At 41.8% G+C, this 26,091-nt stretch carries 22 protein-coding genes; 8 read left to right on the forward strand and 14 right to left on the reverse strand.

Features of this window, described 5'->3' with window-relative positions; translation table 11 throughout:
* Positions 1-125: 125 nt before the first annotated feature.
* From BM398_RS12270 to BM398_RS12310, 9 genes are all read right to left on the reverse strand, one after another.
* Positions 126-914, reverse strand: coding sequence for a hypothetical protein (locus BM398_RS12270; protein ID WP_092337922.1), 789 nt, complete (start codon positions 912-914; stop codon positions 126-128).
* Positions 915-1,889: 975 nt separating this feature from the next.
* Positions 1,890-3,329, reverse strand: a complete 1,440-nt coding sequence (rho, locus tag BM398_RS12275; protein WP_092337923.1) for a transcription termination factor Rho — start codon at positions 3,327-3,329, stop codon at positions 1,890-1,892.
* Positions 3,330-3,575: 246 nt separating this feature from the next.
* A complete protein-coding gene (gene hflC, locus BM398_RS12280; RefSeq protein WP_092337924.1) occupies positions 3,576-4,469 on the reverse strand; it encodes a protease modulator HflC in 894 nt (297 codons plus the stop codon).
* Positions 4,456-5,403 carry an FtsH protease activity modulator HflK gene (gene hflK, locus BM398_RS12285; protein WP_242827144.1) on the reverse strand — a complete coding sequence of 316 codons (948 nt, stop codon included), beginning with the start codon at positions 5,401-5,403 and terminating at the stop codon, positions 4,456-4,458. The genes hflC and hflK overlap by 14 nt, the downstream gene beginning before the upstream one ends.
* Before the next feature lie 93 nt (positions 5,404-5,496).
* The gene (locus BM398_RS12290; protein WP_092337991.1) at positions 5,497-6,843 is read right to left on the reverse strand and encodes an NCS2 family permease; all 1,347 of its coding nucleotides are present in this window, start codon (positions 6,841-6,843) and stop codon (positions 5,497-5,499) included.
* A gap of 55 nt (positions 6,844-6,898) precedes the next feature.
* Positions 6,899-7,531, reverse strand: coding sequence for a CPBP family glutamic-type intramembrane protease (locus BM398_RS12295; protein ID WP_092337925.1), 633 nt, complete (start codon positions 7,529-7,531; stop codon positions 6,899-6,901).
* A 93-nt stretch (positions 7,532-7,624) separates the two neighbouring features.
* Positions 7,625-8,554: a diacylglycerol kinase catalytic domain-containing protein gene (locus BM398_RS12300; RefSeq protein ID WP_026655241.1), complete on the reverse strand. Its 930-nt coding sequence runs from the start codon at positions 8,552-8,554 to the stop codon at positions 7,625-7,627.
* Positions 8,555-8,593: 39 nt separating this feature from the next.
* Positions 8,594-9,784, reverse strand: a complete 1,191-nt coding sequence (locus BM398_RS12305; RefSeq protein WP_026655242.1) for an SPFH domain-containing protein — start codon at positions 9,782-9,784, stop codon at positions 8,594-8,596.
* Between the two features lie 151 nt (positions 9,785-9,935).
* Positions 9,936-10,784 (reverse strand): NUDIX hydrolase, encoded by an 849-nt coding sequence (locus BM398_RS12310; protein ID WP_092337926.1) that lies wholly within the window; start codon positions 10,782-10,784, stop codon positions 9,936-9,938.
* Between the two features lie 181 nt (positions 10,785-10,965).
* Here BM398_RS12310 and BM398_RS12315 point away from each other — a divergent pair, with 181 nt between their 5' ends.
* Positions 10,966-12,927, forward strand: a complete 1,962-nt coding sequence (locus tag BM398_RS12315; protein ID WP_092337927.1) for an ABC-F family ATP-binding cassette domain-containing protein — start codon at positions 10,966-10,968, stop codon at positions 12,925-12,927.
* A gap of 151 nt (positions 12,928-13,078) precedes the next feature.
* Here BM398_RS12315 and BM398_RS12320 read toward each other — a convergent pair whose 3' ends face one another.
* From BM398_RS12320 to truA, 3 genes are all read right to left on the reverse strand, one after another.
* Positions 13,079-14,830, reverse strand: coding sequence for an ArnT family glycosyltransferase (locus BM398_RS12320; RefSeq protein WP_092337928.1), 1,752 nt, complete (start codon positions 14,828-14,830; stop codon positions 13,079-13,081).
* Between the two features lie 30 nt (positions 14,831-14,860).
* Positions 14,861-16,480, reverse strand: coding sequence for a DUF5722 domain-containing protein (locus BM398_RS12325; protein WP_092337929.1), 1,620 nt, complete (start codon positions 16,478-16,480; stop codon positions 14,861-14,863).
* Between the two features lie 97 nt (positions 16,481-16,577).
* Complete coding sequence (truA, locus tag BM398_RS12330; protein WP_092337930.1) at positions 16,578-17,327, reverse strand: tRNA pseudouridine(38-40) synthase TruA; 750 nt, start codon at positions 17,325-17,327, stop codon at positions 16,578-16,580.
* A gap of 185 nt (positions 17,328-17,512) precedes the next feature.
* Between truA and BM398_RS12335 the strand changes: the two genes are divergently transcribed.
* Positions 17,513-18,052 (forward strand): QueT transporter family protein, encoded by a 540-nt coding sequence (locus BM398_RS12335; protein ID WP_092337931.1) that lies wholly within the window; start codon positions 17,513-17,515, stop codon positions 18,050-18,052.
* Between the two features lie 103 nt (positions 18,053-18,155).
* On the opposite strand, the gene BM398_RS12340 is transcribed toward BM398_RS12335, so the two are convergent.
* Entirely contained in the window at positions 18,156-18,827 is a 672-nt protein-coding gene (locus BM398_RS12340; protein ID WP_092337932.1) for a hypothetical protein, read from the reverse strand.
* A gap of 149 nt (positions 18,828-18,976) precedes the next feature.
* Here BM398_RS12340 and BM398_RS12345 point away from each other — a divergent pair, with 149 nt between their 5' ends.
* The 6 genes from BM398_RS12345 (at position 18,977) to BM398_RS12370 (ending at position 23,532) form a co-directional block, all read left to right on the forward strand.
* Positions 18,977-19,579 (forward strand): hypothetical protein, encoded by a 603-nt coding sequence (locus BM398_RS12345; RefSeq protein ID WP_092337933.1) that lies wholly within the window; start codon positions 18,977-18,979, stop codon positions 19,577-19,579.
* A gap of 34 nt (positions 19,580-19,613) precedes the next feature.
* A complete protein-coding gene (locus BM398_RS12350) occupies positions 19,614-20,285 on the forward strand; it encodes a hypothetical protein (protein ID WP_139233819.1) in 672 nt (223 codons plus the stop codon).
* Positions 20,286-20,328: 43 nt separating this feature from the next.
* Positions 20,329-20,862, forward strand: a complete 534-nt coding sequence (locus tag BM398_RS12355) for a hypothetical protein (RefSeq protein ID WP_092337935.1) — start codon at positions 20,329-20,331, stop codon at positions 20,860-20,862.
* A gap of 79 nt (positions 20,863-20,941) precedes the next feature.
* Entirely contained in the window at positions 20,942-21,634 is a 693-nt protein-coding gene (locus BM398_RS12360; protein WP_092337936.1) for a hypothetical protein, read from the forward strand.
* Positions 21,635-21,676: 42 nt separating this feature from the next.
* The gene (locus BM398_RS12365; protein WP_092337937.1) at positions 21,677-23,059 is read left to right on the forward strand and encodes a hypothetical protein; all 1,383 of its coding nucleotides are present in this window, start codon (positions 21,677-21,679) and stop codon (positions 23,057-23,059) included.
* Positions 23,060-23,100: 41 nt separating this feature from the next.
* Positions 23,101-23,532, forward strand: coding sequence for an SH3 domain-containing protein (locus BM398_RS12370; RefSeq protein WP_092337938.1), 432 nt, complete (start codon positions 23,101-23,103; stop codon positions 23,530-23,532).
* Positions 23,533-23,663: 131 nt separating this feature from the next.
* Here BM398_RS12370 and BM398_RS12375 read toward each other — a convergent pair whose 3' ends face one another.
* The gene (locus BM398_RS12375; protein ID WP_027208206.1) at positions 23,664-26,075 is read right to left on the reverse strand and encodes a glycoside hydrolase family 3 protein; all 2,412 of its coding nucleotides are present in this window, start codon (positions 26,073-26,075) and stop codon (positions 23,664-23,666) included.
* Between the last annotated feature and the right edge of the window lie 16 nt (positions 26,076-26,091).

Consider the following 26,091-nt stretch of genomic DNA (forward strand, 5'->3'; position numbering starts at 1 on the left):
TTCAGTCCTTTCTTCTAATGTACCGCACCCTATAACATAAATAAAGTGCGTAAGTTAGTGGTTGCTTAACTTACACACTTTATTTTACATTTTCCGGTGTGAATATCTCACACCGTGTTATTTTATTAAACCAGAGTCTTTTCAATAAGGTTCTTAATGATTCTATCGCTTATTAAAACTCCGCCGGATTCAAAAGTCAGAATCAGCCTATCTCCCGGAAATATACCATTTGATATATATGAATTTATCTTTCGAATTGCTTTCTCAGCATAGACAGAATCATCCATTCTTCCATCGTGTTCCCAGTATATTTCTTTTCCATCTCTCTTTCTAAGGAATGTGAAATCGGGATAGATTGTGCCAACTCCCTTCAATTTTAGCGGGCATTCATACTTATATTCAATTCCCATGTCGTAAAAGCTATCAGCAAGTATTTTCTCAGACTTTGAACGTACACGTTCTCCTTTCTTTGTATAAATCACAGGTACATTTTCAGCAAACTCTTTCCCGGTATAAGGAATGCTCTTCCATTCACAAAGCCGCTGTTCCCATGGCATTTCAACAGCTTTTACCAGTTCCTTTCTTATGGGATGAAGTTGTTCGTAGATATTCTCAATCTCATTGTCGTTGTATTCTTCCGCAACCTTCTCAATCTGTTTTAATCTTCTGTCTACAAGTCTCTTTACCTTGAGATCATATGATTTTTGAGCCAATCCCCAAATTATTCCCATGTCATCCTTTTTAATATATGCACCTTCTTTATCGCCCGTACAATGCATATATTGAACATTCTTTTTGGCAGTAGTTATCCTCAATCGCCCATCCGGTGCTTCTATAAGGCGATTATCAACTACATCCTTTATAGAACGCAGTCTTTCCTCCTCTTTTATCAATAAATCTTTTAAACCATGCATTGTATTTCCTCCATTACTTGTTTTGAATTATTTGTCTTGAATTGCTTGTTCGCTTTATTCCATGCCTATTTTTGAATTATTCGAATTATAGGCAGGGCATTTTCTTTGATTTTTCCTGCCTTCTTTTCGATTATTCGAATTATAGGCAGGGCATTTACTCTGTTTTCTCCTGCCTCTTTTTCGATTATTCGAATTATAGGCAGGGCATTTCCTCGGTTTTTTCCTGCCCCTTTTTCAATTATTCGAATTATAGGCAGGAATTTGCCTTTGATTTTTCCTGCTCTTTTTTTGATTTTCCGAATTATGAGCAGGATGTTGCCTCTGTTTTTTCCTGCCTCTTTTTCGATTGTGCGAATTATAGGCAGGGCATTTCCTCGGTTTTCTCCTGCCTCTTTTTCGAATATGCGAATTATAGGCAGGGTATTTCCTTTTATTTTTCCTGCTCTTTTTTGGATTATCTGAATTAGGAGCAGGACATTTCCTCGGTTTTTTCCTGCCTCTTTTTCGATTATGCGAATTATAGGCAGGACATTTCCTCGGTTTTCTCCTGCCTCTTTTTCGATTGTGCGAATTAGAGGCAGGAATTTGCCTTTGAATTTTCCTGCCTCTTTTTTGATTTTCTGAATTAGGAGCAGAATGTTGCCTCGGTTTTCTCCTGCCTCCTTTTCAATTATTCAAATTAGAGGCAGGTTTTTGCCTTGAAATAACCCTGCCTATTTTCTTGAAACAGGAATAACGGCAGGCATAAAGCGACCAAAAACATCAAAAAGTATTCCTTCATAGTGAATTTGAATTGCAGCATGAAATTGACTGCTGATAGAAAAAAGCTCTGCGCGTTCACGCTTGCTTTATAAGAAATCATTAGGCTGACCGTGACCGATCAGCCTAATTTATATAGAATCAAACCAATAAATTACATCTAAAAACAGCTCTACTTCTCTACCATTTTAGAAACAACTCTACTTCTCTACCATTTTAGAAACGAATCTGCTTCTCTACCATTCTTACGAATTCAGTATTGTTTCTTGTCTTTGAGAAGAGGTTGATGCACTGATCTACTGCATCGTCGGCCTTCATGCCGTTAAAGCCTTTTCTGAGATTATTGATGGCTGTAAGTTCTTCTCTGTCAAGAAGCAGGTCTTCTCTTCTGGTACTTGACTTCGGAATATTGATGGCAGGGAAAATTCTCTTTTCCTGAAGCTTTCTGTCAAGAACCATTTCCATGTTACCTGTTCCCTTGAATTCCTCGTAGATAACGTCGTCCATCTTGGAGCCTGTCTCTATAAGTGCTGTTGCAAGGATTGTAAGGCTTCCGCCCTCTCTCATGTTTCTTGCTGCACCGAAGAATCTCTTAGGCATGTGAAGAGCTGCGGGATCAAGACCACCTGACAGTGTTCTTCCTGAAGGAGGAACAACGATATTATAAGCTCTTGTAAGTCTTGTTATTGAATCAAGGAGGATAACAACATCCTTTCCGTGCTCAACAAGTCTCTTAGCTCTCTCCATTACCATCTCTGCTACTCTCTTATGGTGCTCGGGAAGCTCATCAAATGTAGAGTAGATAACTTCTGCATTGGGTCCCTCAATTGACTCCTTGATATCTGTAACTTCCTCAGGTCTCTCATCGATAAGAAGAATGATGAGATGAATCTCAGGGCTGTTCTTAAGAACAGACTTTGCAACTTCCTTAAGAAGTGTTGTCTTACCTGCCTTAGGAGGAGATACGATCATTCCTCTCTGTCCCTTACCGATAGGGCTGATAAGATCCATGATTCTCATTGCAACGCTGGCACCGGGCTGTTCAAGTCTGATTCTTGAATTAGGGAAAATAGGTGTCATATTCTCAAAGTTCCATCTTCCCATAGCAACTTCGGGCTTGTATCCGTTTACTGTATCAAGGCGAAGAAGTGCGGCAAACTTATCGGTTTCCTTCTTTGCCCTGCATGTTCCCTTGAGGATATCTCCTGTCTTAAGATTAAACTTTCTGATAAGACTCGGTGCTACATATACATCGTTCTCACCGGGAAGATAATTCTCACATCTGATGAATCCGTATCCATCCTGCATTATCTCAAGGATTCCGTCAGCGCTGTCGCCGTCCAGAACCTCATTTTCGCTTTCTTCTTTTGCCGATGATTCAGGCTTCTTTTCAGCTCTGTCTCTGTCATCAGCGTTATCGTTCTTATGACTATGTTCATCCTTCTGAGACTTTACCACGATGTTCTTTTTGCGAGGCTTTGAAACTGCTTCTGTATTCTCTTCAACATCTGCAGCGGAAGATTTCTCTTTCTCATCAAGTTCGCACATAAGATCGATTATCTCTGATTTTTTCATAGCAGATGCGCCCTTGATTCCTCTCTTCTTGGCAATATCCCTAAGGTCATTAAGTTTCAGTGTTTCGTATTTCTCTCTCAAATTTAAACTCCTATCCTCTGCGCACTCAATCGCAAGACTATAAACTATAAAGGTTAAAATAATTAAGTGGGATAAACAAACGAATGCGTAACACTACGCGTTTGCTTACGGAATATTTCGTTTTCGATATATGTACCATACACCATATTTTTTTCTATTGCAAGAAAAAAATTAAATTAGAAATATTAAATAACTGAAAAGCGACCACACAATCAAGTGTGGCCGCCGTAAATACACGATACTTATTTAATTAAAATTTCCGTAAAGAATCTTCGCAAGTTCTGAATTCTTATCAAGAATAAGTGTCTTATTGTCTCCGACAAGTGATTTCTTGATGGCATCAAGACCTCTTATATAGCTGTAAAACTCTGACTTTTCTGTTGTATCATATGCCTTGGAAAGTGTCGACATGTAAGCTGACTCTCCTTCAGCCTCAAGCACTGCCGCATCTTTCTCGGCATTTGCTTTTACGATCGCAACTTCCTTGTCTGTCTCGTTATGGATCTTCTGAGCTTCGGCATCACCCTGAGCTGTGTAGGATGCTGCGATATTATTTCTCTCTGAGATCATTCTCTCATAGACAGCCTGCTTGTTGTCATCGGGAAGATCCAAAGCTTTGATCTGAGCCTGTACGACTTCAATTCCGTATCCTGTCATATCTGAATTGGCTTCATCTGAAATGAGCTTTGTAAGCTGCTCACCTCTTGCCTCAATAACTTCATCCTGAGTCATTGAAGAAATGGCGTTCTTTGTAGCATTGTAAACAGATGCCTCAATTCGCTCTTCAGCCCTTGCATCTATCGCATTAAGAGTCTGGATGTACTTTACAGGATCTACAACCTTCCATATCACATAAGTATCAGCGATCATAGATTTTTTATCCTTAGTGATAACATCTGACTTAGGAATATCGTAAAGCACTATCTGTGCGCTGATCGACTGTGTATCATCAATGAAAGGGGTCTTAAAATAAAGTCCCGGCTCTTTTGCAAGGCTGATGATCTTACCGAATCTTCTTACGGCAATGTACTCTTTCTGATGAACAACATAAGTTGCGGACAATGCAAGGAAAGCAAGTACACAAACGATCAGAGCTGTTACTGTTCCGATAATCTTACCTTTATTATTAGTTTTCTCCATCTTTTGCCCCTCCTTCAACAGAATTAAAACTTTCCAGAGGAAGCATTTCCTGTGTCTTTCCGTCTGTGATAATAACCTTAAGTTCGGGAAGGATATCTTCCATTGTCTCGTAGAACAGTCTCTTCTTGGTTATGTATGGCTGAAGCTTGTACTGCTCATACATCTCATTGAATCTTGCAACCTGTCCTTCGGCTTCCGCAATTCTGGACTCTTTCTTTGCAACAGCATCCTGAACGATCTTATCTGCCGTAGCTTCTGCCTTGGGAAGCTCTTCGCTCTGATACTTCTTGGCATTGTTTATAGCTGTCTCTTTGCCCTGCTTGGCTGTTTCAACAGACTTAAATGCCTGAACGATCTCCTCTGTGGGCGGCTCTGCATCCTGTACAGAAAGATTTACCACCATAAGTCCTATGTCCTTATTGGTAAGTTCGCCCTGAAGTTTTTCTTTTACTTCTGCCTGGATCTGTCCCTTTGCCGTTGTAATTACATCATCAACAGGATAATTTACAACCGTGTTTCTGATGCATGACAGAGCCATGTTCTTCATTACAACTTCGGGATTCTCGCAGTTATAATATGCTGCTACGGGATCACTTACCTTGTATTCAAGGTAGAAGTCAATATCTACAAAGTTAAAATCTGAAGTGATCATGATTCCTTCATCTTCTACAGTAATGTTCTGTCCATCCTGTATAGTGTAGCCGATACCCACACCATGAGTGGTCATATCAATGTGATGAACACTCTGAATAAAAGGAACTTTAAAATAAAGACCTGCAGTGTCAACTCTGACAACCTTACCAAACATTGTAAGGATTGCCTGCTCCTGTTCCTTAACGGAATAGAAGCTTCCCGTTACCGTAAGCAGTACAAAAACAGCTATAATGCCTACGAGTATGAGCTTGGGATCAAATTTTCTTTTTTTCTTGATCATCATTTTCTCCATTCTCATCAAATAATAATCTATGACATAAACAGGCACCGTCACAAAACATTGGCGGTGCCCGTAGTCAATAATATTATGTCATCACTGGAAGTTGGTAATAAGGGCTATTATCCTGAGTACAAAAAGTACAAATACAATCCACATAACAGGGCTTACGTCCTTAGCCTTCTTAACGATAACCTTAAGGATTACCCATGCAAGAACAGCAAACATAATACCTGTAGCGATTGAATATGAAAGAGGCATCATTACTACCGCAAGGTAAGCACCTACAGAATCAGCGATGTCTCCGTCAAACTTAACCTTGGTAACACTCATAAGCATAAGCATTCCGACATAGATAAGTGCGGGAGCCGTTGCAAATGAAGGAATAGCAAGGAATAACGGGCTAAGTACAAGTGAAACAAGGAACATCACACCTGTTGTAAGAGCCGTAAGTCCTGTTCTTCCGCCTGCAGCAACGCCTGCGCTTGACTCTACGAAACTTGTGATGGTTGATGTACCGAGAACGGCACCTGCTGTTGTTCCTACGGCGTCGGCAAGAAATACCTGTCCGACTCTGGGAAGATTACCGTCCTTATCAAGAAGGCCCGCCTTATCGGCAACACCTACGACTGTTCCGACCGTATCAAAAAGATCTACATACAGGAAGCTGAATGTAATTGCAAGGAACTGAATGAGATGTGATGCCGCCCAGCCGAAATTAAGCTTGAACGCTGTCTCAGAAATCGCTCCGAGCTGAAGTCCCTGTGAAAAATCGGGGAAAAGATTTCCCGCTGTATAAACTCCTGCTGCCTGAAGGATCATACCGATTATCCATGTTCCGATAATTCCGATAAGAACGCCGCCCGTTACTTTGTAATGAACAAGCGCAGCTATCAGGATAAGTCCCACAAGTGCAAGCACCATGTCAAGATCGCTGAAGCTTCCGAGTCCTACTACCGTAGCCTCATTTGCAACAATGATATGCGCGTTCTGCATTCCGATAAATGCAATGAAAAGACCAATTCCTGCGGAAATACCGAACTTAAGGTTCTGAGGAATACTATTTATAATCTGTTCACGGAATTTGAAAAAAGAAAGAATAATAAACAAAAGACCTTCTACAAAAACCGCTGTGAGTGCGATCGTAAAAGGGTTCTCTTCGGCGGCCAGTTCCGAAAGACAAACCGTATATGCAAAATATGCATTAAGTCCGAGTCCCGCGGAAAGTCCGATAGGATAATTAGCTAAGAAAGCCATGATAAATGTTGCGATTGCCGATGCGATCGCCGTAGCGACAAATACACCGTTTGCATTCATTACAGTTCCCAGGATATTAGGGTTTACGGCAAGGATATACGCCATAGTAAGGAATGTCGTGACACCTGCAAGTATTTCCCTCTTCACCGTGGTGTCATGTTCTTTGAGCTTGAAAAACTTCTCCAACATACTTTTTACCTCTCCTTTGCATTATAATGACTATAACCTTTATCAACTCGCATTATCTGAAATAGATTCTTGCGAGATCATAAACTGTCTCATATCCGGTGTTATAAACCTCAAAAAGAAACTGTGCCATTATTGAAACATATACATTCTTTGTAACAAGGTAAACAATTGTAACGGGAAGCGCCATCAATATGAATGTCGTTATTCCGACCAATCCGTGTGCCAATGTTATAGAGCAAAGTAAAAGGCTTGCTATTGTCAAAAGTACCATTTTTTTCTTATTGTCAAACAAAATAATCGCTTTTCTATAGAAAAGTCCTTCCGCAACAGGCTTAATTACCATAAACAAAAGGCACTTAAGCAAGAGCGGCGCAAGCTCATTTCTGATAGGTATATGAACTATACTGTCATAATATTCACTGTACATTCCGACAACTATTCTTTCCTGGAAAAAATATGCCAGCACCATGGCTGCAACCGTCACCATAACGGGAATCCAAAAATTTTTGACTTCACTGAAATTACTGCTCAGTTCTCTGAATGAGAACTGTTTATTTATAAAGTAAAAGTATACGATCAGTCCAACGTAAAAAACAAAGAAAAAATAAAATGACTGTTTTTCCCAAATAATTGTTGAAATAATCAGGATCAGTTCCCAAATAAACGGTATGTATAAGCGTTTCACAGCTGTGCTCCTTTGAATGTACAATCAAGCTATATTATAAATATTCCGTATATTTAGGTCAATTTATTTTTTCTGCCACGCTAACATTAGTCCCTAACCGGTCACGAGCCTTCCGATTCGGTCCGAGACACCAATTGTAATTTCCATTCCCGCATTGAAATCAATAGTGTCATCGATAACGCCGTCAGAGAAAACAACTCCGTTTTCACTCATGTTTGACGTGATCACCAGCTTCTCATTGTCCAATATCTTCCCGAATACTATATCCGCCTGTGTAAATTTACTCGGATACGGCTCTCTTACCTGGAAGATAAGTTGTCTTGCTCCCCAGTCCGCGTGAAGTTCAGTGACGTAATTAAGGCCAAATGCTTTGGCAATTCCCACAAACTCTGCCATGATCGACTTGTGCCAGCCTGTCATTCCAAAGCCTGTAGATATGATTATTCCCGATGATGATTGATTTTCAACCCGGTTACGATAGTTAATGTTATATCTTGCTGAGGTATGATTAGATACTCCGATAAAGAAATCATTTACCGCATATAATACCTGACCATCCTTAGTCTCCACTTTTCCCATTGTAACATTTTTTGTATCAAATGTGCCATTAATCACCTTCGGTAGAACTTTACCGATTTCTCCGGTCTCAAAGGGTAAAAGAACTCCGTCCCACCTCGCGGGATCGGGATTTACGCCGATCAGAGGCTGTCCGTCCAGATACTTCATGGCATTTGCGACAAGCCCGTCCTGACCGACCGCTATCACGATGTCATCTTTTCCAAAGATCATGTTGGGAAGATACTCTCTGTCGATCTCCTGAAGTCTTGCACAGGGGCGAATCAGGTTTCTGATATTTTCAAGAGCCGCATTATAGGTCTTGTCTTCTCTCTCGTAGTCGGAGAAATCGGCTCCAAGGTGCTCGATGTAGAACCTTGCCTGCTCTACGGTGTTATATCTTCTCTTAAGTTCTTCATATCTTGTGCGGCGTTTTATCAAAACAACCTTATTCATTCCCCTGTCCATAGTGACCTCCGTTTTATGAGTATCTCGTTAGATTACCGATCAGTTCTTCTGTGCAAGTCCGTTTGTAATAGTCTGTAAAAGATCCGGTGTGAGATTGAGTGCTCCGATCTTGTCCGCATTCTCACCGATGTTCATGAATGCCTTAGCCATGAGGGTGCTCGGATCTGTCTGTGCCATTGCGCAAGCTTCAACAAGAGCCACATTCAGGTTGTTGTAAGCATCTACAAGTCCCTTAAGCGCATATGCCTGCTGGTCTGCCTTTACTCTCTCATTTTCTGCTTCAAGAGCGGTGTACTCGCTGTTCTTCTTTTCAAGCTCAATCTTTCCGAGCATCTCGTTATTCTCAATTTCAAGCTTTCCAAGCATTTCCTTGTTCTCAATCTCAAGTTTCTTGGTCGCAGCCATCTCTTTTAACGCAAATTCTTTTTCCTGCTTCTCGGTGCTCATCTCAAGCTCGCTTCTAAGAGCTCTCATGCGCATTTCCTGTTCTCTTTCTTCGCGTTCTTTCATCATATCAAGGTCGCAGCGCTGTACATACAGCTTCATTTCCTGCTCTTTCTCTTCCTTCTCTTTTTCCTTCTCGGCAACCTTGATCTCTGTGTTGATCTCGTTTTCCTTGATCGTGCGTTCCTGCTCTATTGCTGCATTGCGGCGCTTATATATCGCATCATCCTGTTCTTTTAAGATCTGCTCACGGGCTGCTGCCTCAAGAGCCTTTCTTGTCTCAGTCTTTGGATTGATGCCGAGGATATTGATCGCTACGATGCTTACTCCAAGCTTTTCTATCGCCTCATCATTTGTAAGCGCATCCTGTATTGTCTGAGCCATCTCATCCGCAAGTCTTATGATCGTCCTTACATCTTTCTTGCTGACTTCGCGAATGACTATCGCTTTGATTATGTTGTTTATTCTTTTCTCCAAAAGAGCCATCTGCTCAGCTATCTTCTGCTCTGTCGGAACATTTGTCTGATATGCGAAATCGAGCATCTTTGAAGCCTTACTATAATCGGTGATCATGTAGGTCGTAACGCCCTGAACACATACACTCTGATAATCGCTTGTAACCACATCATCAAATGCAAATGCTCCGTCAAAAGCAGTTGATGGCGCTACCATGATGCTGGTCGTCAGATTGTTATAGAACACCGACAATCCCAAGCCTTCCTTGATCACCTTTCCGTTCTTGATAACCATTACATAATCGTTTGGCTTAAATTTTCTGAGTTTCATACTGCTTTCTCCTTTCTATTCAAAATAGTAGTTATTTACTACTATTTATTTCTCAAGATTATAATAGTAGCATTTTACTACTTTGTCAACACTAAAATAAAAAAAGAGCCAATTTGTTTTTGGCTCTTTCCATCTATGCATTTTCCAAGCATCATTTATATATGTACTCAGCAGACATTTTGTTGCTGATAATTGACTTCATCTTCTCACCGGTCGCTTCAACCTTGGGTGCGATCATAGCTCTGAAGTTTGTCTTGTAGAGTTTTTTTCCAAGAACAAGCTCAAACAGCGCCTGAAGATCCGGAAGCGTAAACTTCTCTCCTATCATATTGAAGGCAAGATCTGTGTGCTCAAACTCTGCCTTTAACTTAAGAATCGATTCGATGATGATCTCTATATGGTCAAAAGCAAGCTCTTCCTTGCTTGCAGGCTTAGAAACCCAGTTCTCATAATAGATCCTGCCGTTCTTAAACCTCTTGGTTTCAATAGAATACTTGATCTCAAAATTTCTTTCGGAATTACTGAATCTGATCTCTCCATCATCAATAACAAGATCAAACCACGCCGCATCCTGCACGCCGCCGTCGTTTTCCCCGACACCCGCACAAGTAATTCCGCGAAGCACATCATCACTCGTATCGGAAACAAGCGCAAGATAAGCGATAGTCATAACCCAGGTTCTTGGATCTCTTTTGGGATTAGTGAAAGTATAAATCTGATCAAGATACACTCCTTCAAGCCCCGTCTCCTGTGAAAGCTTCCTCTCCGCAGTCTGATACGCAGTCTCATCCTTGCGCACAAAACCTCCCGGCAAAGCCCACTGCTCCAGATACGGATGCTCATCTCTTTTTACCAGAAGAATCTTAAGTGTCCTTAAATCCGCACTTGTTCCCAGCACCAAAATATCCGCAGTCACCGACGGTCTCTCATAATCTCCCGCCTTATAATCCTTAAGGAACTCCTTTTCAGTTAATCCATTCTTGTCTTTTTTCAGTGTCATATATGCTCCAAATCATTTTTCTGCTTTAGTTACATTTTCCCCTTCTTCCGTGACTTTTTCAACCATTTTTGACAAGCTGTGACTTTGCCATTTTGCCGCGTGCATGCTAAAATGTGTTGTTGCAAAGTGCACATCATACCTTGAAAGCAAAATCAAAGGCTAAACATTTCGGAGATTTATTATGATTTTATCGGTACATAACATAAATAAGAGTTTTGATGGAAAGGACATCTTAAGAGATGCTTCTTTTCATATTGAAAATAATGAGAAGGCTGCCATCGTCGGAATCAACGGCGCAGGAAAGACAACCCTTCTTAAGATAATTATCGGACAACTTGCGGCAGACAGCGGTGACGTAACATTTTCCAAGGACGTTACATGGGGCTATCTTGCACAGAACCAGAACGTTCAGACAGAGAATACCATCTTTGAAGAACTCATGGAGGTAAAAAAGCACGTAATCGAGCTCGAGGAAAATATCAGAGCCGCCGAGGAAGAAATGAAGCACGTCACAGGTGACGAGCTCACACGCCTTATGGACAGATACACATTTATGAACGAACAGTTCCAGAGGATGTCCGGTTATTCATGGCAGAGCGAAGTTACAGGCGTCGCAAAGGGACTTGGTTTTTCGGAAGATGAACTCAATAAAAGAATCTCTACCCTTTCGGGCGGACAAAAGACAAGAGTTGCTCTGGGTAAGCTTCTTCTCAGCTCCCCGGATCTTATCATCCTCGACGAGCCCACAAACCACCTTGATATGACTTCGATCAGATGGCTTGAGAACTACCTTCTCAATTATAAAGGAGCCGTACTCATCGTATCCCACGACAGATATTTCCTTGATAAGATTGTAGGGAAAGTCATAGAAGTTGAGAACACGCTCGTTTCAAGCTTTGTAGGTAACTACAGCGCTTACTCCGTCAAGAAAGAACAGAAAAGACTTGCGCAGTGGAGCGCGTACATGAAGCAACAGCAAGAGATCAAGCATCAGGAAGAAGTAATCGCCAAGTTAAAAACTTTTAACCGCGAGAAATCCATAAAGCGCGCCGAAAGCCGTGAAAAAATGCTGGATAAGGTTGTACGTCTCGATAAGCCCATAACGATTGATGACAGCATGAAGATTTCTCTTAAGCCTTCGTGCGAAAGCGGAAAAGATGTCCTTGAAGCAGATAATCTTTCAAAATCATTCGGAAGTCAGGAGCTCTTTTCCAATATAAGTTTCGAGATCAAAAAGGGCGAGCACGTTGCGATAATCGGCGACAACGGAACGGGTAAGACCACTCTCCTTAAAATGATCAACGGACTTGAAAGCATCGACAGCGGTAAGATCACACTTGGAACCAAAGTTGAGATAGGCTACTACGATCAGGAACACCACGTTCTAAACGACAACAAGACTCTGTTTGACGAGCTTCAGGACGCATATCCGTCGCTCAATAATACCGAGATAAGAAACACTCTCGCGGCATTTCTTTTTACCGGCGACGATGTATTTAAGAGGATCGGTGACCTCTCGGGTGGAGAAAAAGGAAGAGTCAGCCTTGCAAAGCTTATGCTCTCCGATGCTAACTTCCTTATCCTCGACGAGCCCACAAACCATCTTGATATAACAAGTAAGGAAATCCTTGAATCTGCTATTTCAGGCTATGAGGGAACTGTTCTCTATGTAAGCCATGACAGATATTTCATAAATAAGACAGCGACCAGAATCCTTGACCTCACACGTAAGAGCATGGTCAATTACATCGGAAACTACGACTACTACATCGAGCATGTCGAAGAAAAGATGCAGAACACTTTCGGAACATCCGATACAGGCACAAGCTCAATCGGTGCTCCCGCAGCCTCATCTTCCGCTCCTTCAGCAGCTACGGCGCAGTCATCGGGAAGTAACGATTACAAGGCGCAAAAAGAAGCCAAGGCAAGAAGAAAAAAGATCGAGGCAGCGCTTAAAAAATGCGAGGAAGACATCGCAAAGCTCGAAGCAAGAGATAATGAGATCACAGAGCTCATCTCCGATCCCGCTGTCGGATCCGACCTTGCAAAGCTCAGAAAGCTCACCGACGAGCAGACCGAGATACAAGAAAAGCTCTCCGCACTCTATGACGAATGGGAAGAACTTTCATCTGAGGAAATCTAAAATAATAAACATAACAAAGAGTTGCTTTGCAACTCTTTGCGCGCCGATGCGCGCAAGCTTTAGCTTGCATAATACTTCTGCGCATCGGTCGCATCCATAGCGGAGCGTTTTTTATATCATAGGAAAGCAATTTCCTATGATATAAAAAAACTTATTCACCGGAACCATAAACCACCGAGTATCTTCCAAAGTTTTCTACTGTACAGTCCGTAGCTCCGTCAATAGTGTCAAGCTCTGAGCTGCTAAGTATAAGCACCGCATCTTTACCGGCGTAACTTGCATAATCTTCGGGAAGTCCGAACTTGAAATTTCCAAAGCTCTCGGCAACCCTGAATTCATCAGTTTCATCCTTATAGACTACAGTGTCCGCAAACTTAACGGGATTGTAATCTGTATAATAAAGAGCTATGACAAACGGAGCTGACAGGTTCTCATAAGTTGAATAAATCTCTGTATCATCCCCTGCTATCTCGTAGGCACGCTTAGCTGCTTCGCCGTACCCCGGCATGAAAAGATTAGCAGTCTTATCATTAAATCCTGTGAAATAATCTTTTATAAACAGTCCCGCAGCAAGAACAACAACGGCCATAACTGCATAAGCGCAGGCTGCGCGTCTGTCCCAGATAAATGAGATTCCCTTTACAAGGAAATACACAAGCGGAAGGAATATCATTACCATTCTGCTTACATCCGCACGTATTCCGACAGCAAGCAGTACACACGAGATCAGAAGTGTCACAAAAACCGCATCCATTGCGGATCTCTTATCATCATCGATTGCTCTCTCGCTATTTTCCTTAGTATCTTCGCACTTTAAGAAAGCTCTTTTTCCAAGAAAGATTCCAAGGAAAGTTATAGGGAACGTAAACTCGAAAAGAGTCGCATAGCCCGGAATGAAATGGCACAACATCTCATCGTTGTCGCCTATCGTAAGCGTAATGATAAGCTGCCTGATGTTCTCCCAAAGTTCACGCGGAAGGCTTGAATCAAAGCGAATGAAGACTTCATCCGACCTTGAAGCAGTAAATTTATTAAACGAAAAGCTATCCGTCACTATCTCAGGAAGCCCAAGATAATTCACCGCATAGAAAACAAGGAGCGGCGAAAATACAATAACAAATGTGAGCACAGCCAAAATAAGCTGCTTTACACTGAGAACTTTTTTCCTAAGGCAATAGATACTGATGAGAATCAGATGGATCGGAACCACTATGGTTGCAGAGCCGTAGCTGTACATGCACATAGCATATGCAGCGGCGCTTAGGCAATAAATAAGAGTCTTTCCCGTCTTAATTCCGAGTATAAAAAGATATACGGAAAGTCCAAGCGTAAATGGCATTATGTTGCTGTCAAGGCTCCACCTTGAAAGTATGATGTGCCATGGACACAGCGCAAGAAACGTAGCTCCAAAAAGAGATTTTTTATAAGATAAAATGATTTCTTTTAATATCAGATAGAAAATATAAACCGTGGCGATTCCGAGAATTGCAGGAAGGAGTCTGAGTTTCACGACACCAGTTCCAAACAATTTGATCGTAAGAACATTTATATAGATCATAAGAGGGCTTCCGCCACCGCACCCCCATGTTATCGGATATATCGGGTATGCAAACCCGTTTCTGTCAACGCCGTATTTTGCGATCGCGAAGGCATCATATCCAAGCGAAGCCTCATCCTGCTGAAGTCCGGCAGGTACGCTTCCAAGCCCTATAAGACGCACCGCTGCCGCAAAAAGAATTATCCCGGTCAGAATAATATGCGCCGTTTTTGCGGAAATATCCGCTGTATTTTTATCAGTATCTAAATCTGTATTCTTGCCCTTCTTGTAAATAAGAACGGCTGCTGCGCCTATAAAAGCGCAGGCAGCCGTAGCTATATAATTGTAATAATCAATTATCCTCATATGCGATTTCCCATACCGATTTTTTTATGATTATCTAGCATACATTGCAGCATTCCAGTCAGCAATTCCGGCATTTGCGGCAGCTCTTTGAATATAAGCTCCGGCATTGGGACTGCTCATCTGCTGATAGAACTCAAAAGCAAGCTTTCTTGATCCGTCCTGACCTGTAAGTCCGACAGAAAGTCCCTGTGCAACTTCGACAGGATAGTCAGTCTGCCTGTTAAATACGATCATATTGATATACTTGTTCGTCATAGCCCTCTGATAAGCATAGACAATAGCCGATGCCTGTTCTTCCTGTCCCTGAGTCGATGAATATCCGACTTCTGTAAGAAGAATAGGTCTTACCGCACCCTTGGTGTTACGCATCGCAGGCTGACACATATAATCCGTAAGCTGTTCGATATTCTGCATGGACATATAAGGTGTGTCGATATCATGTCTTACCATTGCCGCTGCAGCCTCGTTCTTAGGCGACCAGAATGCAGTCCATACCATGGGATAATTGTAAGGATGTTCCGCAAGCGCCCAGTCAAAATTACCCTGTGCAACAATGCACGCGTTCATCGCCTCAATAAGGCTTCTGGCTGAAAAATATGAAGGTGTATTCTTATAAGTCCAGTTATGATCGAAGCTTGCGCAAACATGTGCGTTCGCATTTTTACTTTTTATTGCATTGTAGCACACTCTGAGCTCATCGGCATAGAGCTGGGCATACAACATTTCATCGGAAACATTCGCAATATTCCACTCATTCTTGGCATTTACTTCATTTCCGATAACCCAGTTATCCACCTGTCCAAATCCATTCTGTCCGTTATATCTGTAAGCAAGATATGTAACTACAGCTTCGAGGTTCTCAAGTCCCACATCATCCGATGTGTTCATCATGTAATAACGTGAGTGCGCACCTCTTGAATAAGGTGAGATCATGAACTCTTCACCCGGAACATAAGGATTCAAAAGAACTATCGTAACGCCCATCCCCTGCTGTGTACATGTTCTTACAGCATGGTCGTACTGACTTAAATATGATGAATCATAGTTGTAAGTCTTTCCGTTATACTCGAAAACAACGCCTCCGTTACCGCCTATGATATCTTCAAGATTGATATTGTACGCAGCCTGCTGAACTCCAAGCTGGGTAGCCTCTGTATTTCCGTTACCAATCTTGGCTCCGTCGAGGATAAGACCTTTTTTACCGTTGTTTTTTCTCTTGGGAGATGATTTCGCAAGCACCTCGGGGTTGGTTATATAGCGGGTTCCCGAAACAGGAACGAACACTCCTCCCGAAAGCACTGCAACCTGAAACTTGTCATATAACTTACACTGAGTAGTTTTATAATCGAGCGGAAAAGAAAAAGTAACCGCCGAATTCATCGGAACTGACGCCACAGGGGCTCCCGCAGGTTCGTTCTGATAAACTTTCTCTGCGAAAAGATATAACATACCGTTATCGCTCTGAGGCATCGCCTGAACAGAAGCATTAACCGTTACCTTTTCGCCGTCATTGTTGATACTTGCCGATGTGATCGCTACAGATCCGTTTCCCTCTGCCTTCGCATAGACCGTAGCAAAAGAAAAGACGCTTAGTGCCGCTAACGCAGAAAGCGCAGTACGTGTTAGTGCAGAATAGATTTTGTTTGTCATTAGTGTCCCCTCATATTTAAATTTTGATAAACAATAATACTATATTAAGCTAAAACCTATGCACTTATCAACGTATTTTTACTAAATTTAGTTATTTTTAATAGTCTACTTTCATAAGACATAATCCGAGTGGAGGCGCCGTCGGTCCTGCTTTCTGTCTGTCGCATGATTCCAGGATTTCCTTTACCTCGTCGGGAGCAATATTGCCGTATCCGACCTCAAGCAAAGTTCCCGTAAGTATGCGGACCATGTTCTGCAAAAAGCCGTTTCCGTGGAAATAAAACCTTATGTAACTTCCGCTCTCTTCTATCTTTATGGAATCAACACATCTGACCGTGGATTTCTTCATACGATTGTTACCGCAAAAACTCTTAAAATCGTGCGTTCCTTCAAGTATCGCAGCCGCGCGTCTCATCTTATCCGCATCAGGCTTTTTCTCCAGTACGGTCACATATTTTCTGTCAAAAACAGGCTTGGAAGGGCCATACCAACAGGTATAACGATATGTCTTTCCAAGTGCGTTATATCTTGAATGAAATCTGTCCGAGCAGATCTTAACGTCATTTATGCTTATATCCTCAGGAAGATACTTATTCATATACTCACGTATCTCATCTTCCGTCATATTGGTATCAAGAGCGGTATTTGCAGTCATTGCCCTGGCATGCACGCCGGCGTCCGTCCTGCCCGCACCGATAAGATTGATTGTCCCTTCGGGGAGATTTACCATCTTATTAAGAACACTCTCAAGCTTGCCCTGTATAGTCATATCCTTACCGGGCTGCCTCTCCCATCCGTGAAATCTGGTACCGTCATAGCTAATCAAGAACTTGTAGTTTCTGCTCATAAATTCCGCAAGCCTCCTGTCATTTATCCAAACGATGTTAGTAATATGAGATTTTTATTATCGCATATGTGATGATTTTTGACAAAGACACTCCTTAATGGTAAACTGTCTGTCGCCGGTTAAATCGGCGTTTTATGTCAGTTCGAGACCTTCCTGACAATAAACAAAACTAAAGGAGAATTAAAATGAATAACCAAAAGACTCTATTTATCACTCATGCTGCTGTTATCGCAGCTCTTTACGTCGTGCTCACACACGTCGCAAACGCACTTGGTCTTGCAAATTACGCGATCCAGGTTCGTTTTTCGGAGGCACTTACCATTCTGCCTTTCTTCACACCCGCCGCAATTCCTGGGCTTTTCATCGGATGTATCATCGCAAACATAACAACAGGCTGTATGCTTCTTGATATCATCTTCGGCTCGATTGCAACACTTCTCGGTGCGCTAGGAACTTATTTTATTGCACACGGGGTAAAAAAATATTCAGATTCCGATTTTTATTGCACAAGCAAGTTAAGAACATGGCTCAGCCCGATCCCTCCCATCATCGCAAACACAATAATCGTTCCCTTCATACTCATCCACGTATACAAAATCGAAGGAACACTCCCCTACTTCATGCTTACGGTTTGTATCGGAGAAGTAATCTCATGCTTCGTACTCGGCATGATCTTGCTGTTTGCACTTGATAAAAGAAAAGGTGCCATTTTTAGAAATAACTGATTTCATAAGAATTTCATAAGATAAAAAGCGTGGCTAAGGAGTATATCAAAAACTACTCAACTTAGCCACGTTTTTTGTATCATTTACAAATTACAATTTGCACTTACTCTGTAAACTTAAGTGATCCCATGATCATTGAGATCATGTCTGATGTATTCATATCATCCATATCGTCTCCGGTCTGGTATGAAACAGTTTCCATCAGGAAGCATCCATCCTTATACTCTCTTGTAAATGCTGAAATATAGGGACCTTTCTTATCTGCAGGCTCATTATCTACAAAAAGAGTCTTTACATTCTCAACGTACATGAAGTCATCTCTTTCTGTGATCTGACCATTGCAGTCTTTTGCTATTTCATCCGCAACATCCTTGCTTGTCTTGCCTGCCATATATTTGAATGTAACAGTGCTGGGCTCAGCTTTTCCGGCGGTATAAGTAAATACTACCTTATCGCTCTGCTGGTCAAGCTTAAAATAACTCGGGTCATATGATACACTCCAGCCGTTTGGATCGGTATATACTTCTTCACCTGCAGCGGCTCCGTCGTCCGGCTCATCTGTGTAAGTGTCCATTTCTCCCTCTAAGTTGATGCTTTCATCGGAAGCGGTATCTTCCTTAGTTTCGCTACCGGCGTCTTTGGAACCGCTAGTTAAAATATCTTTTACCCCTGTTTCCTCAATGATTTCTCCAACATTACATCCTGTCAATACAGCAACTCCCATTGTTGCCACTATCATTGTTGATAATACTTTTTTCACTAATCTCGCTTTCATTCTGCTATCCCTCCAATTTCTATAATTTCATCCGCATAATACTATCAGGCTATTGACATCCAAAAAGTATTGTGCTATAAGTGTACTAGTATCACTAATACACGTAACACGTGTATTTATTTTAACAGGAATTGAGGAGAATGTCTATTATGAAAAAAAGGAATTTAACAACAATTTTAATTGCATCATCAGTTATGATGCTTTCACTTGCAGGATGCGGTGTTACAGCCGGATCTGAGCCCGAAACTTCAGTCGGAGCCGAATCTGAAGCTAAGACAGACGAAACGCCTGTCGAAGAAGATTTCAGCGATGAAAAGCTCACTTATCACAAGGTAAATAATCCAAGTGCTGAAGATGCATCTTTTGAATTTAACGGAAATACAATTACTTTTACAGATGATCTGGAGACAGTAAAGACAGCACTCGGCAAACCAACTTCTGAAGACCAGGCCTCTAACAGCGATGATCCAAGTGACAGAACATACTCATACGGTGAATATCCCGACGTAGTCGAGCTCACCGTAATCGGCGGAAAAATGGAATCTATAATGGTCTACGACTCAAGCATTAAAACATCAAGAGGTATATCAATGGGAAGTACCGCTGAAGATGTCATTGCCGCATATGGCGACGCTGAAGTATCAAAACTCGACGGTTCAACTGAAATTGATTATGACTTCGGCAATTTTATGATGATATTCTTCGTGGACAAAAGCAATAAAGTAGACGCAATTTATTACGGAAACAAGTAAATAATTTTGAATATAAGTTAAAACCAGAGGAAAAATGATGAAGAGAAGAACAAGTTTTTTATTGATATCTGTTATAGCACTTGCACTCGTAGGATGTGGCGTAACTTCAGCCGACAGTGTCTCTGCTGCCGCAACAACATCTGCTACCGAAGTTGTCGCTGACAAAGCGGAAGCAATGAATGCCACTAAAGCAACAACAGTAAATGAAAATAGTTCGGACGAAATTCCCGTTAAACCTGAAAAAATCACCAATTCAGAAGATGCCTCTTTTGAATATAACGGAAATACAGTCTCTATTCTCGATGATACCAAAACAGTTCTTGCAGCTCTTGGAACGCCCACAAGTAGCGAACCTTCAGCATACAATAATTCTGAGACCTACCTCTTCGGAGCAGATCCCGACATCATTGAGTACTCTGCTTTTAAACTTAGCAACGGCACCGAAGCCCCGGACTATATTCTTGTCCATGACAAAAACATAAAAACATCTAAGGGAATAGGCCTCGGAAACACCGAAAAAGAAATAATATCAGCCTATGGAAAGCCCAGTGAGATTGCTGATTTTCCCGAGGTAAATATATACGATCTTGATTATGATATGGGAAGTTTTTCAATAACTTTCAGCCTGGATAATGACAAAAAACTTACATCCTTCTCATACTTAAACAACGATAACGGCAACAAGTACAGCTGTGCGCTCAATTAAAAAAGCAGTATTATCTTAGTTAATGCAATGAGGAGACCCTATCATGAGTAAACGAATCGTAACATCGATCATTTCAATATCTGCAATAGTCCTAACACTTATGGGCTGTGGCAACATTTCAGACACCGCTTCAAGCGCTGCCACACTTTCGTCTCAACCACAGACCAAAGAAAAGAACTTAGCCGATGCAGCTTTTGAATATAAGGGAAATATGCTTTCTCTTTTCGACGATCCGAATACAGTCATTGATATATTAAGTACATGTGATACCGGAGAGGTCTCTACATACCTCCACTTCAACAAAGAATACTTCGATGGTTATCACTCTCCTACCATTGATTATACTATGTCAAACGAAGCGACATTTATGTACAGCATATCCGATGAAAGCATGCGTACTTCAAACGGCATCAGTATAGGAAGCACACAGGAAGAAGTCATCGCCGCCTACGACAATGCCGGTGAGCGAATCGGGAACTGGATTCTTTGTGATTTTGAAGATTACTACATCATCTTCTATTTTGATGATGATGATAAGGTTTACAAGATTGAATATGTAATAAATGACACCAAGTGAGCTTTATAGAAGTAATTTCTATTTTATATGTATTTCCTATCAACTCAAAATAAAAGCACAAAAACAGGAGGAAACAACTATGAAAAAAAACACAATAATATCGGTTCTTTTGGTAACATCTACTATTCTTTCACTTATGGGATGCAGTGCTCCATCATCTGATGCTTCCGAAGCAGAAAGCGAACTGCAACTTTCCGAATCCGCTCCCGAAGAGACCGGAGAATCCGGAGAAACAGAAGAAACTACTTCAACTGAAAATGAGAAAACCACTGATTCAAGCGCATCGGAAAGCGGAGACGCCATCACTGAAACAACAGTCACCGTGAACGGCAAAGCTGTTTCAGTTCTTAACGACGCAGAAAAGACATTGTCAGACCTTGGCACCCCAGCAGATAAAAACACCGAGTTTTGGGGAGAGACAATGCCTGTATACAAATTTGACTCCGGCGTTAGTCTATCCACTTATGTTAAAGACGGAAAAGAATATGCATACTGCATGGACATAAAGAAAGAAGGCATAAATACAGCCCGTAACATAGGCGTTGGAAGTACAAAAGAAGAAATGATCGCTGCTTACGGCGAACCTTTTGAAGATAAAGAAGAATATGAACGCGACGGAAACAAAGGCAAAATAAATTGGTATGAATTTGATTCATATTCTGTAGCCTTCGGCATCGAGAACGGCAAGGTAGGTTATTACTATTTTACTGATAAAGCAAATAATGAAACCTTCAGCAACCTGGTTGATGCACAGGTAATGTCGGGCACATAAGGTTACTCATAATTTATTACCAAAAAGAAACGGAGAAGCACCATGAAGAGACACACAACAGCAGCAGCCCTTTTGGCATCTACAATGATGTTAGCGCTTGTAGGCTGCGACGGAACATCAATGAACGCTACTGAGGGAAGCAGTGAAATGGAAATGACCGAGGAAGCAAAGAGAGAAATCGCAAAGGCTGAGATGGTAGCCGGCGAATACGCTTCTTCCAACGCATCTTCTGATGAAGCAGCAACTGCCGCTTCATCAGAGACATCTGCAGCAACAGCCGCATCTTCTGAGGTATCAGACGCAGCTACTACTGCTTCATCGGCCGATAAGTCCGAGACCAAAACAGATGCCGCAGCTACCGCAACCTCACAGCACCCCCAGACAAAACTTGCCGAGAACGAGATCATTTATAACGGTAAGGTTCTTTCAGTATTGGACGATTCAGCAAAAACACTTGCCAATCTGGGAACTTACGAAGACAAAAAGACTTATTCCCTCAACGAATATAACTATTCTTATGATTCAGGAAACATCCACTACTCTACCTATCTAAGTGAGGGCAAGGAACTTCCGCTCAGCCTTTCCGTTTATAACAGGAAAGATATAAAGACATCCCGCAATGCAGGTGTCGGAGACACAGTTGATCAAATAACATCTTTATATGGAAAGCCTGTTGAGAAGGGATATTTTGAAGGCGGTACCGGCACAGAATACAGTTATAAATATAAGTTCGATAAATTCAGCTTATACTTCTGCTTTAGCGAAAAAACCGATAAGGTAACATGGTTTGCATTTGATCACAATGCTAACGTAGATAAGTCTAATAAAGAGGCTTTGGCTAACGAAAAAGCCAATACCGCAGCGGCAAACACTTCTACTACACCTGCTGCCCCTGAAGAAAACAAGGCTACCGCATCTTCTAACACAGCTAATAAGGGCGACGTCAAGGATTATCAGTTCACCTATAACGGAAACGTTGTATCCATAATGGATAGCTTTGATGCGGTGAATAAAGCAATGGGCGGATATGTTCCTGCAGATTCAAATATACAGAACCTGCAATCCTATTATGCATATGGCAAAAATCAAGCAGTCGGTATGATATGCAGAAGTGATTTCGGAACTGAGACTCCTATTACAATATCCACACGTGTAGCAGGAATGACAACCGCACGTAACATAAAGGTAGGAAGCTCCAAAGATGATCTTATCGCCGCATACGGAGCACCTAACGGCAAGCATAACCAGGTATTTGACGGCCCTACAGGAAAAGAATTGACTGAAGAAGAATATATTGCCATTTTCGGTGAGTCATTCGTCTATGAACTTGGTGATGTCAGAATCAGTTTTTCCGTCGAAAACGGAAAGGTTGCTTCTATCGAGTATCAGAATAATGTAAATTACAAAAAGTTCCAGTGGAGCTAAACAGCTCTAAATAAAAACATAATAGAGAAAAGAGAGAAAAGATGAAAAGGGATAAAATAAAAGCTGTTTTATTTACTTCAGCTATTGTATTTACACTTATAGGATGCGGCAACAGCGCCGAGAATTCATATGTTGACCCATCCGCTGATAATTCTGCAAGCGTTGCTTCTACGAACGAGGCGTCCGACGATGCCGCTCCAACAGAAGCTACCGAAAGTTCAGCCTCTGCACTATCATCTTCTGATCCAAACGGAGTCAAGATGGCTACAATCAAAGCAGATGACGGAGTCCTAAGAGTACGCAAAGAACCAAATTATGATTCTGAAAATATCGGATACCTTGCTCCATGCGAAGAAGTAAAAGTTCTTGATGAAACTGAAGGCTGGCTAAAAATTGAATATGATGAAGGCAGCGAAGGTTACATTGATTCAGCATATGCCAATATATGGGCAAGTTCAGGCGAAACAAAATAACCCCCACATGTTAAACCCCCACTAATATTTTTATTTTGTTTGCCGGCATGGCAACACGAAATGCCTTCACATACAAAAAGGGACTAAAGAATCATACCTCTTTAGTCCTTTTCATATTGTTCTATATAATATCAATCAAATTTAAGCAGTGTTTTCAGTACTCTCTTGGCACTTATACGAATATTTTCTTCGCTTACGGCGCCGAGTTCAAGGGCTTCCTTAACTCTCTCAGGGAATCCTGTCGCCATCTTAAGGTCGTTACCTGCGTTGATTTCTTTATAGTGCTCTCCTCTTGTCCACCAGTCGGACATAACAAGTCCTGTATATCCCCACTCCTCGCGAAGGATACCTGTTATAAGGTCTCTGCACTCAGAAGCTCTTTCGCCGTTAACTACATTGTAGGATGACATTATGGTGTAAGGCTGCTCTTCTTTTACGATCATCTCAAAAGGCTTTAAATAGATTTCTCTGAGCGCTCTTTCAGATACTCTTGAATCGCAGTGCTTTCTGTTAATCTCCTTGTTATTGCAAGCAAAGTGCTTAACACAAGCGCCGACATGATTCTTCTGAATTCCACGCACCATGGCTGCTGCCATCTTACCTGTAAGATAAGGGTCTTCCGAATAATACTCGAAATTTCTTCCGCACATGGGATTTCTGTGTATATTGATTGCGGGTGTAAGCCATACGCAGAGGTTATTCTCTTTAAGCTCTTCTCCGCCTGCTCTTCCCACTTCTTCAGCGATTTCTTTGTTCCATGTACATGCAATTGAAGTAGCACATGGGAATGCCGTAGTCCTGATTCCGGTCTCAGGCATGATACGAACGCCTGCAGGTCCGTCAGCTGTCATAGCATTGGGAATGCCGTATTCATCCATATTACCAAATCCGAATACATTGGCAACACCCGTGTTGGGCTGGCCTCCCAAAAGCTCTATCATATCATTGACAGAAAGCTGTTCCATAAATTCATCAAGACTTATCTTGCCTTCCGCAACATCCGAAAGCTGCTTGGCACCTTCTATCAAAGGCATTGTGTAATAATGCCTCTTAAGCCCTTTTTCAGTAGGAGCAAGCGCTTCCTCTGTACCGGGCTCCATTTTCTCTATTACGCTTTCATTCTTGTCAGGTTTCTCAAAAACAGGCAGTTCTTCATATGTTCCGTCGCCCAACAGTCTCTTTTTAAGCGCTGCGGGAACAGCCTTGTGGCTTAATGTGCATACAACCTTATCAACAAAGTTCTCCCAGAAGAAAGATATCTTTGCCGCATCTCTTACATTGCTTCCAAGGTAGAATTCATATTTTCCCTTTTCAAGAACATAAGATGCATCACTGAACTTTCCGAGATCATCATAAGATGAAAGGCCGTATTCAGTGATCTTAAGTGTCATAAGCTGTGCCTCGCCGGGCTGAAGCTCTTTTGTCTTCTCAAAATCAACAAGGCTCTTTTTAGGTTTAAGAAGTTTGCCGGCAGGTGCCGAAACATAGAGCTGCACAACTTCTTTTCCTGCCACTCTTCCTGTATTTGTAACTTTTACATTGAAAATGATGGTGTCCTCTTTTTTGACGGCACCCAAAACTTCTATATCAAAAGTTGTATATGACAATCCATATCCGAAAGGATAGATAACTCTGTCGGAAGCTCCCTCGAAGGTTTCAAAAAATCTGTAACCAACATAGATATCTTCCGTGTAATCCACGTAATCAAAAGAATCGTGATATCCCTTTGTTGACGGATAATCATCAAGAGTTCCCGCAAATGTATCGGCAAGTCTTCCCGAAGGACAAATGTTTCCAAGAATAACGTCTGCTGCCGCAAGACCGCCTTCCATTCCGCCCTGTCCCATATAAACAGCCGCATCAATCCTGTCATTGCCCTCTATCCATCTGCAGTCCATAACACCGCCTATGTTGAGAACAACAACTACATTTTCAAAGATATCACATGCATTCTGGACAAGCTCTTTTTCCTCAAATGAAAGATAAAAATCCCCATCAGGGAAGATGACTTTCGACAAAGTTGTCATCTTAACTCCGGCAGGCCATGGATTAAACGTTTCGATGTCTCCGTCAATATCGCTTCGATCCCAACCTTCGCCTGAGAATCTGTTGATAACAACGATAGCTGTCTCGGAAAATCTTGTAGCATTCTTAAGAATAACGGAAGGGATAGTCGGTTCCTTGGTCATTCCCGGAACGCACCCCTTCTTGTACTGCTTATCAAGTTCTTCCTTGTAGTATTCAATAATAGGCTCGTACACCTTAACACCGCGCATCTTAAGTCCGTCGTACAACGATCTTGTATATTCGCAGTAAACGTCTCCGGAACCTCCGCCGCCTTTTACGTACTCATATGACGCTTTACCAAGCAGAGCCACCTTCTCAACGTTTTTAAGAGGCAAAAGCCCATTGTTCTTTAAGAGAACAACACTTTCATCCGCAGCTTTTTTGGAAATACTGATATGTTCCTCGCTTCCCGTAACAGGCACTTTCCCGTTTAAAGGTAGCGCCGGCTGATATAAAAGTCTTGCCCATTTCTGCATTTTTTATGAATCCCTC

The organism is Butyrivibrio sp. M55 (genome assembly GCF_900116865.1).
In the GTDB taxonomy this organism is placed as follows: domain Bacteria; phylum Bacillota; class Clostridia; order Lachnospirales; family Lachnospiraceae; genus Butyrivibrio.

Bases quoted from the DNA above. Each gene is read 5' to 3' on its own strand.
- BM398_RS12360 (WP_092337936.1), top strand. From the start codon at position 20,942: ATGAAAAAAAACACAATAATATCGGTTCTTTTGGTAACATCTACTATT.
- BM398_RS12345 (WP_092337933.1), top strand. From the start codon at position 18,977: ATGAAAAAAAGGAATTTAACAACAATTTTAATTGCATCATCAGTTATG.
- BM398_RS12315 (WP_092337927.1), top strand. From the start codon at position 10,966: ATGATTTTATCGGTACATAACATAAATAAGAGTTTTGATGGAAAGGAC.
- BM398_RS12335 (WP_092337931.1), top strand. From the start codon at position 17,513: ATGAATAACCAAAAGACTCTATTTATCACTCATGCTGCTGTTATCGCA.
- BM398_RS12355 (WP_092337935.1), top strand. From the start codon at position 20,329: ATGAGTAAACGAATCGTAACATCGATCATTTCAATATCTGCAATAGTC.
- BM398_RS12340 (WP_092337932.1), bottom strand. From the start codon at position 18,827: ATGAAAGCGAGATTAGTGAAAAAAGTATTATCAACAATGATAGTGGCA.
- BM398_RS12305 (WP_026655242.1), bottom strand. From the start codon at position 9,784: ATGAAACTCAGAAAATTTAAGCCAAACGATTATGTAATGGTTATCAAG.
- BM398_RS12370 (WP_092337938.1), top strand. From the start codon at position 23,101: ATGAAAAGGGATAAAATAAAAGCTGTTTTATTTACTTCAGCTATTGTA.
- BM398_RS12325 (WP_092337929.1), bottom strand. From the start codon at position 16,480: ATGACAAACAAAATCTATTCTGCACTAACACGTACTGCGCTTTCTGCG.
- hflK (WP_242827144.1), bottom strand. From the start codon at position 5,403: ATGATCAAGAAAAAAAGAAAATTTGATCCCAAGCTCATACTCGTAGGC.
- BM398_RS12310 (WP_092337926.1), bottom strand. From the start codon at position 10,784: ATGACACTGAAAAAAGACAAGAATGGATTAACTGAAAAGGAGTTCCTT.
- hflC (WP_092337924.1), bottom strand. From the start codon at position 4,469: ATGGAGAAAACTAATAATAAAGGTAAGATTATCGGAACAGTAACAGCT.
- BM398_RS12350 (WP_139233819.1), top strand. From the start codon at position 19,614: ATGATGAAGAGAAGAACAAGTTTTTTATTGATATCTGTTATAGCACTT.
- BM398_RS12375 (WP_027208206.1), bottom strand. From the start codon at position 26,075: ATGCAGAAATGGGCAAGACTTTTATATCAGCCGGCGCTACCTTTAAAC.
- BM398_RS12320 (WP_092337928.1), bottom strand. From the start codon at position 14,830: ATGAGGATAATTGATTATTACAATTATATAGCTACGGCTGCCTGCGCT.
- truA (WP_092337930.1), bottom strand. From the start codon at position 17,327: ATGAGCAGAAACTACAAGTTCTTGATTAGCTATGACGGTACCAGATTT.
- BM398_RS12300 (WP_026655241.1), bottom strand. From the start codon at position 8,554: ATGGACAGGGGAATGAATAAGGTTGTTTTGATAAAACGCCGCACAAGA.
- BM398_RS12270 (WP_092337922.1), bottom strand. From the start codon at position 914: ATGCATGGTTTAAAAGATTTATTGATAAAAGAGGAGGAAAGACTGCGT.
- BM398_RS12365 (WP_092337937.1), top strand. From the start codon at position 21,677: ATGAAGAGACACACAACAGCAGCAGCCCTTTTGGCATCTACAATGATG.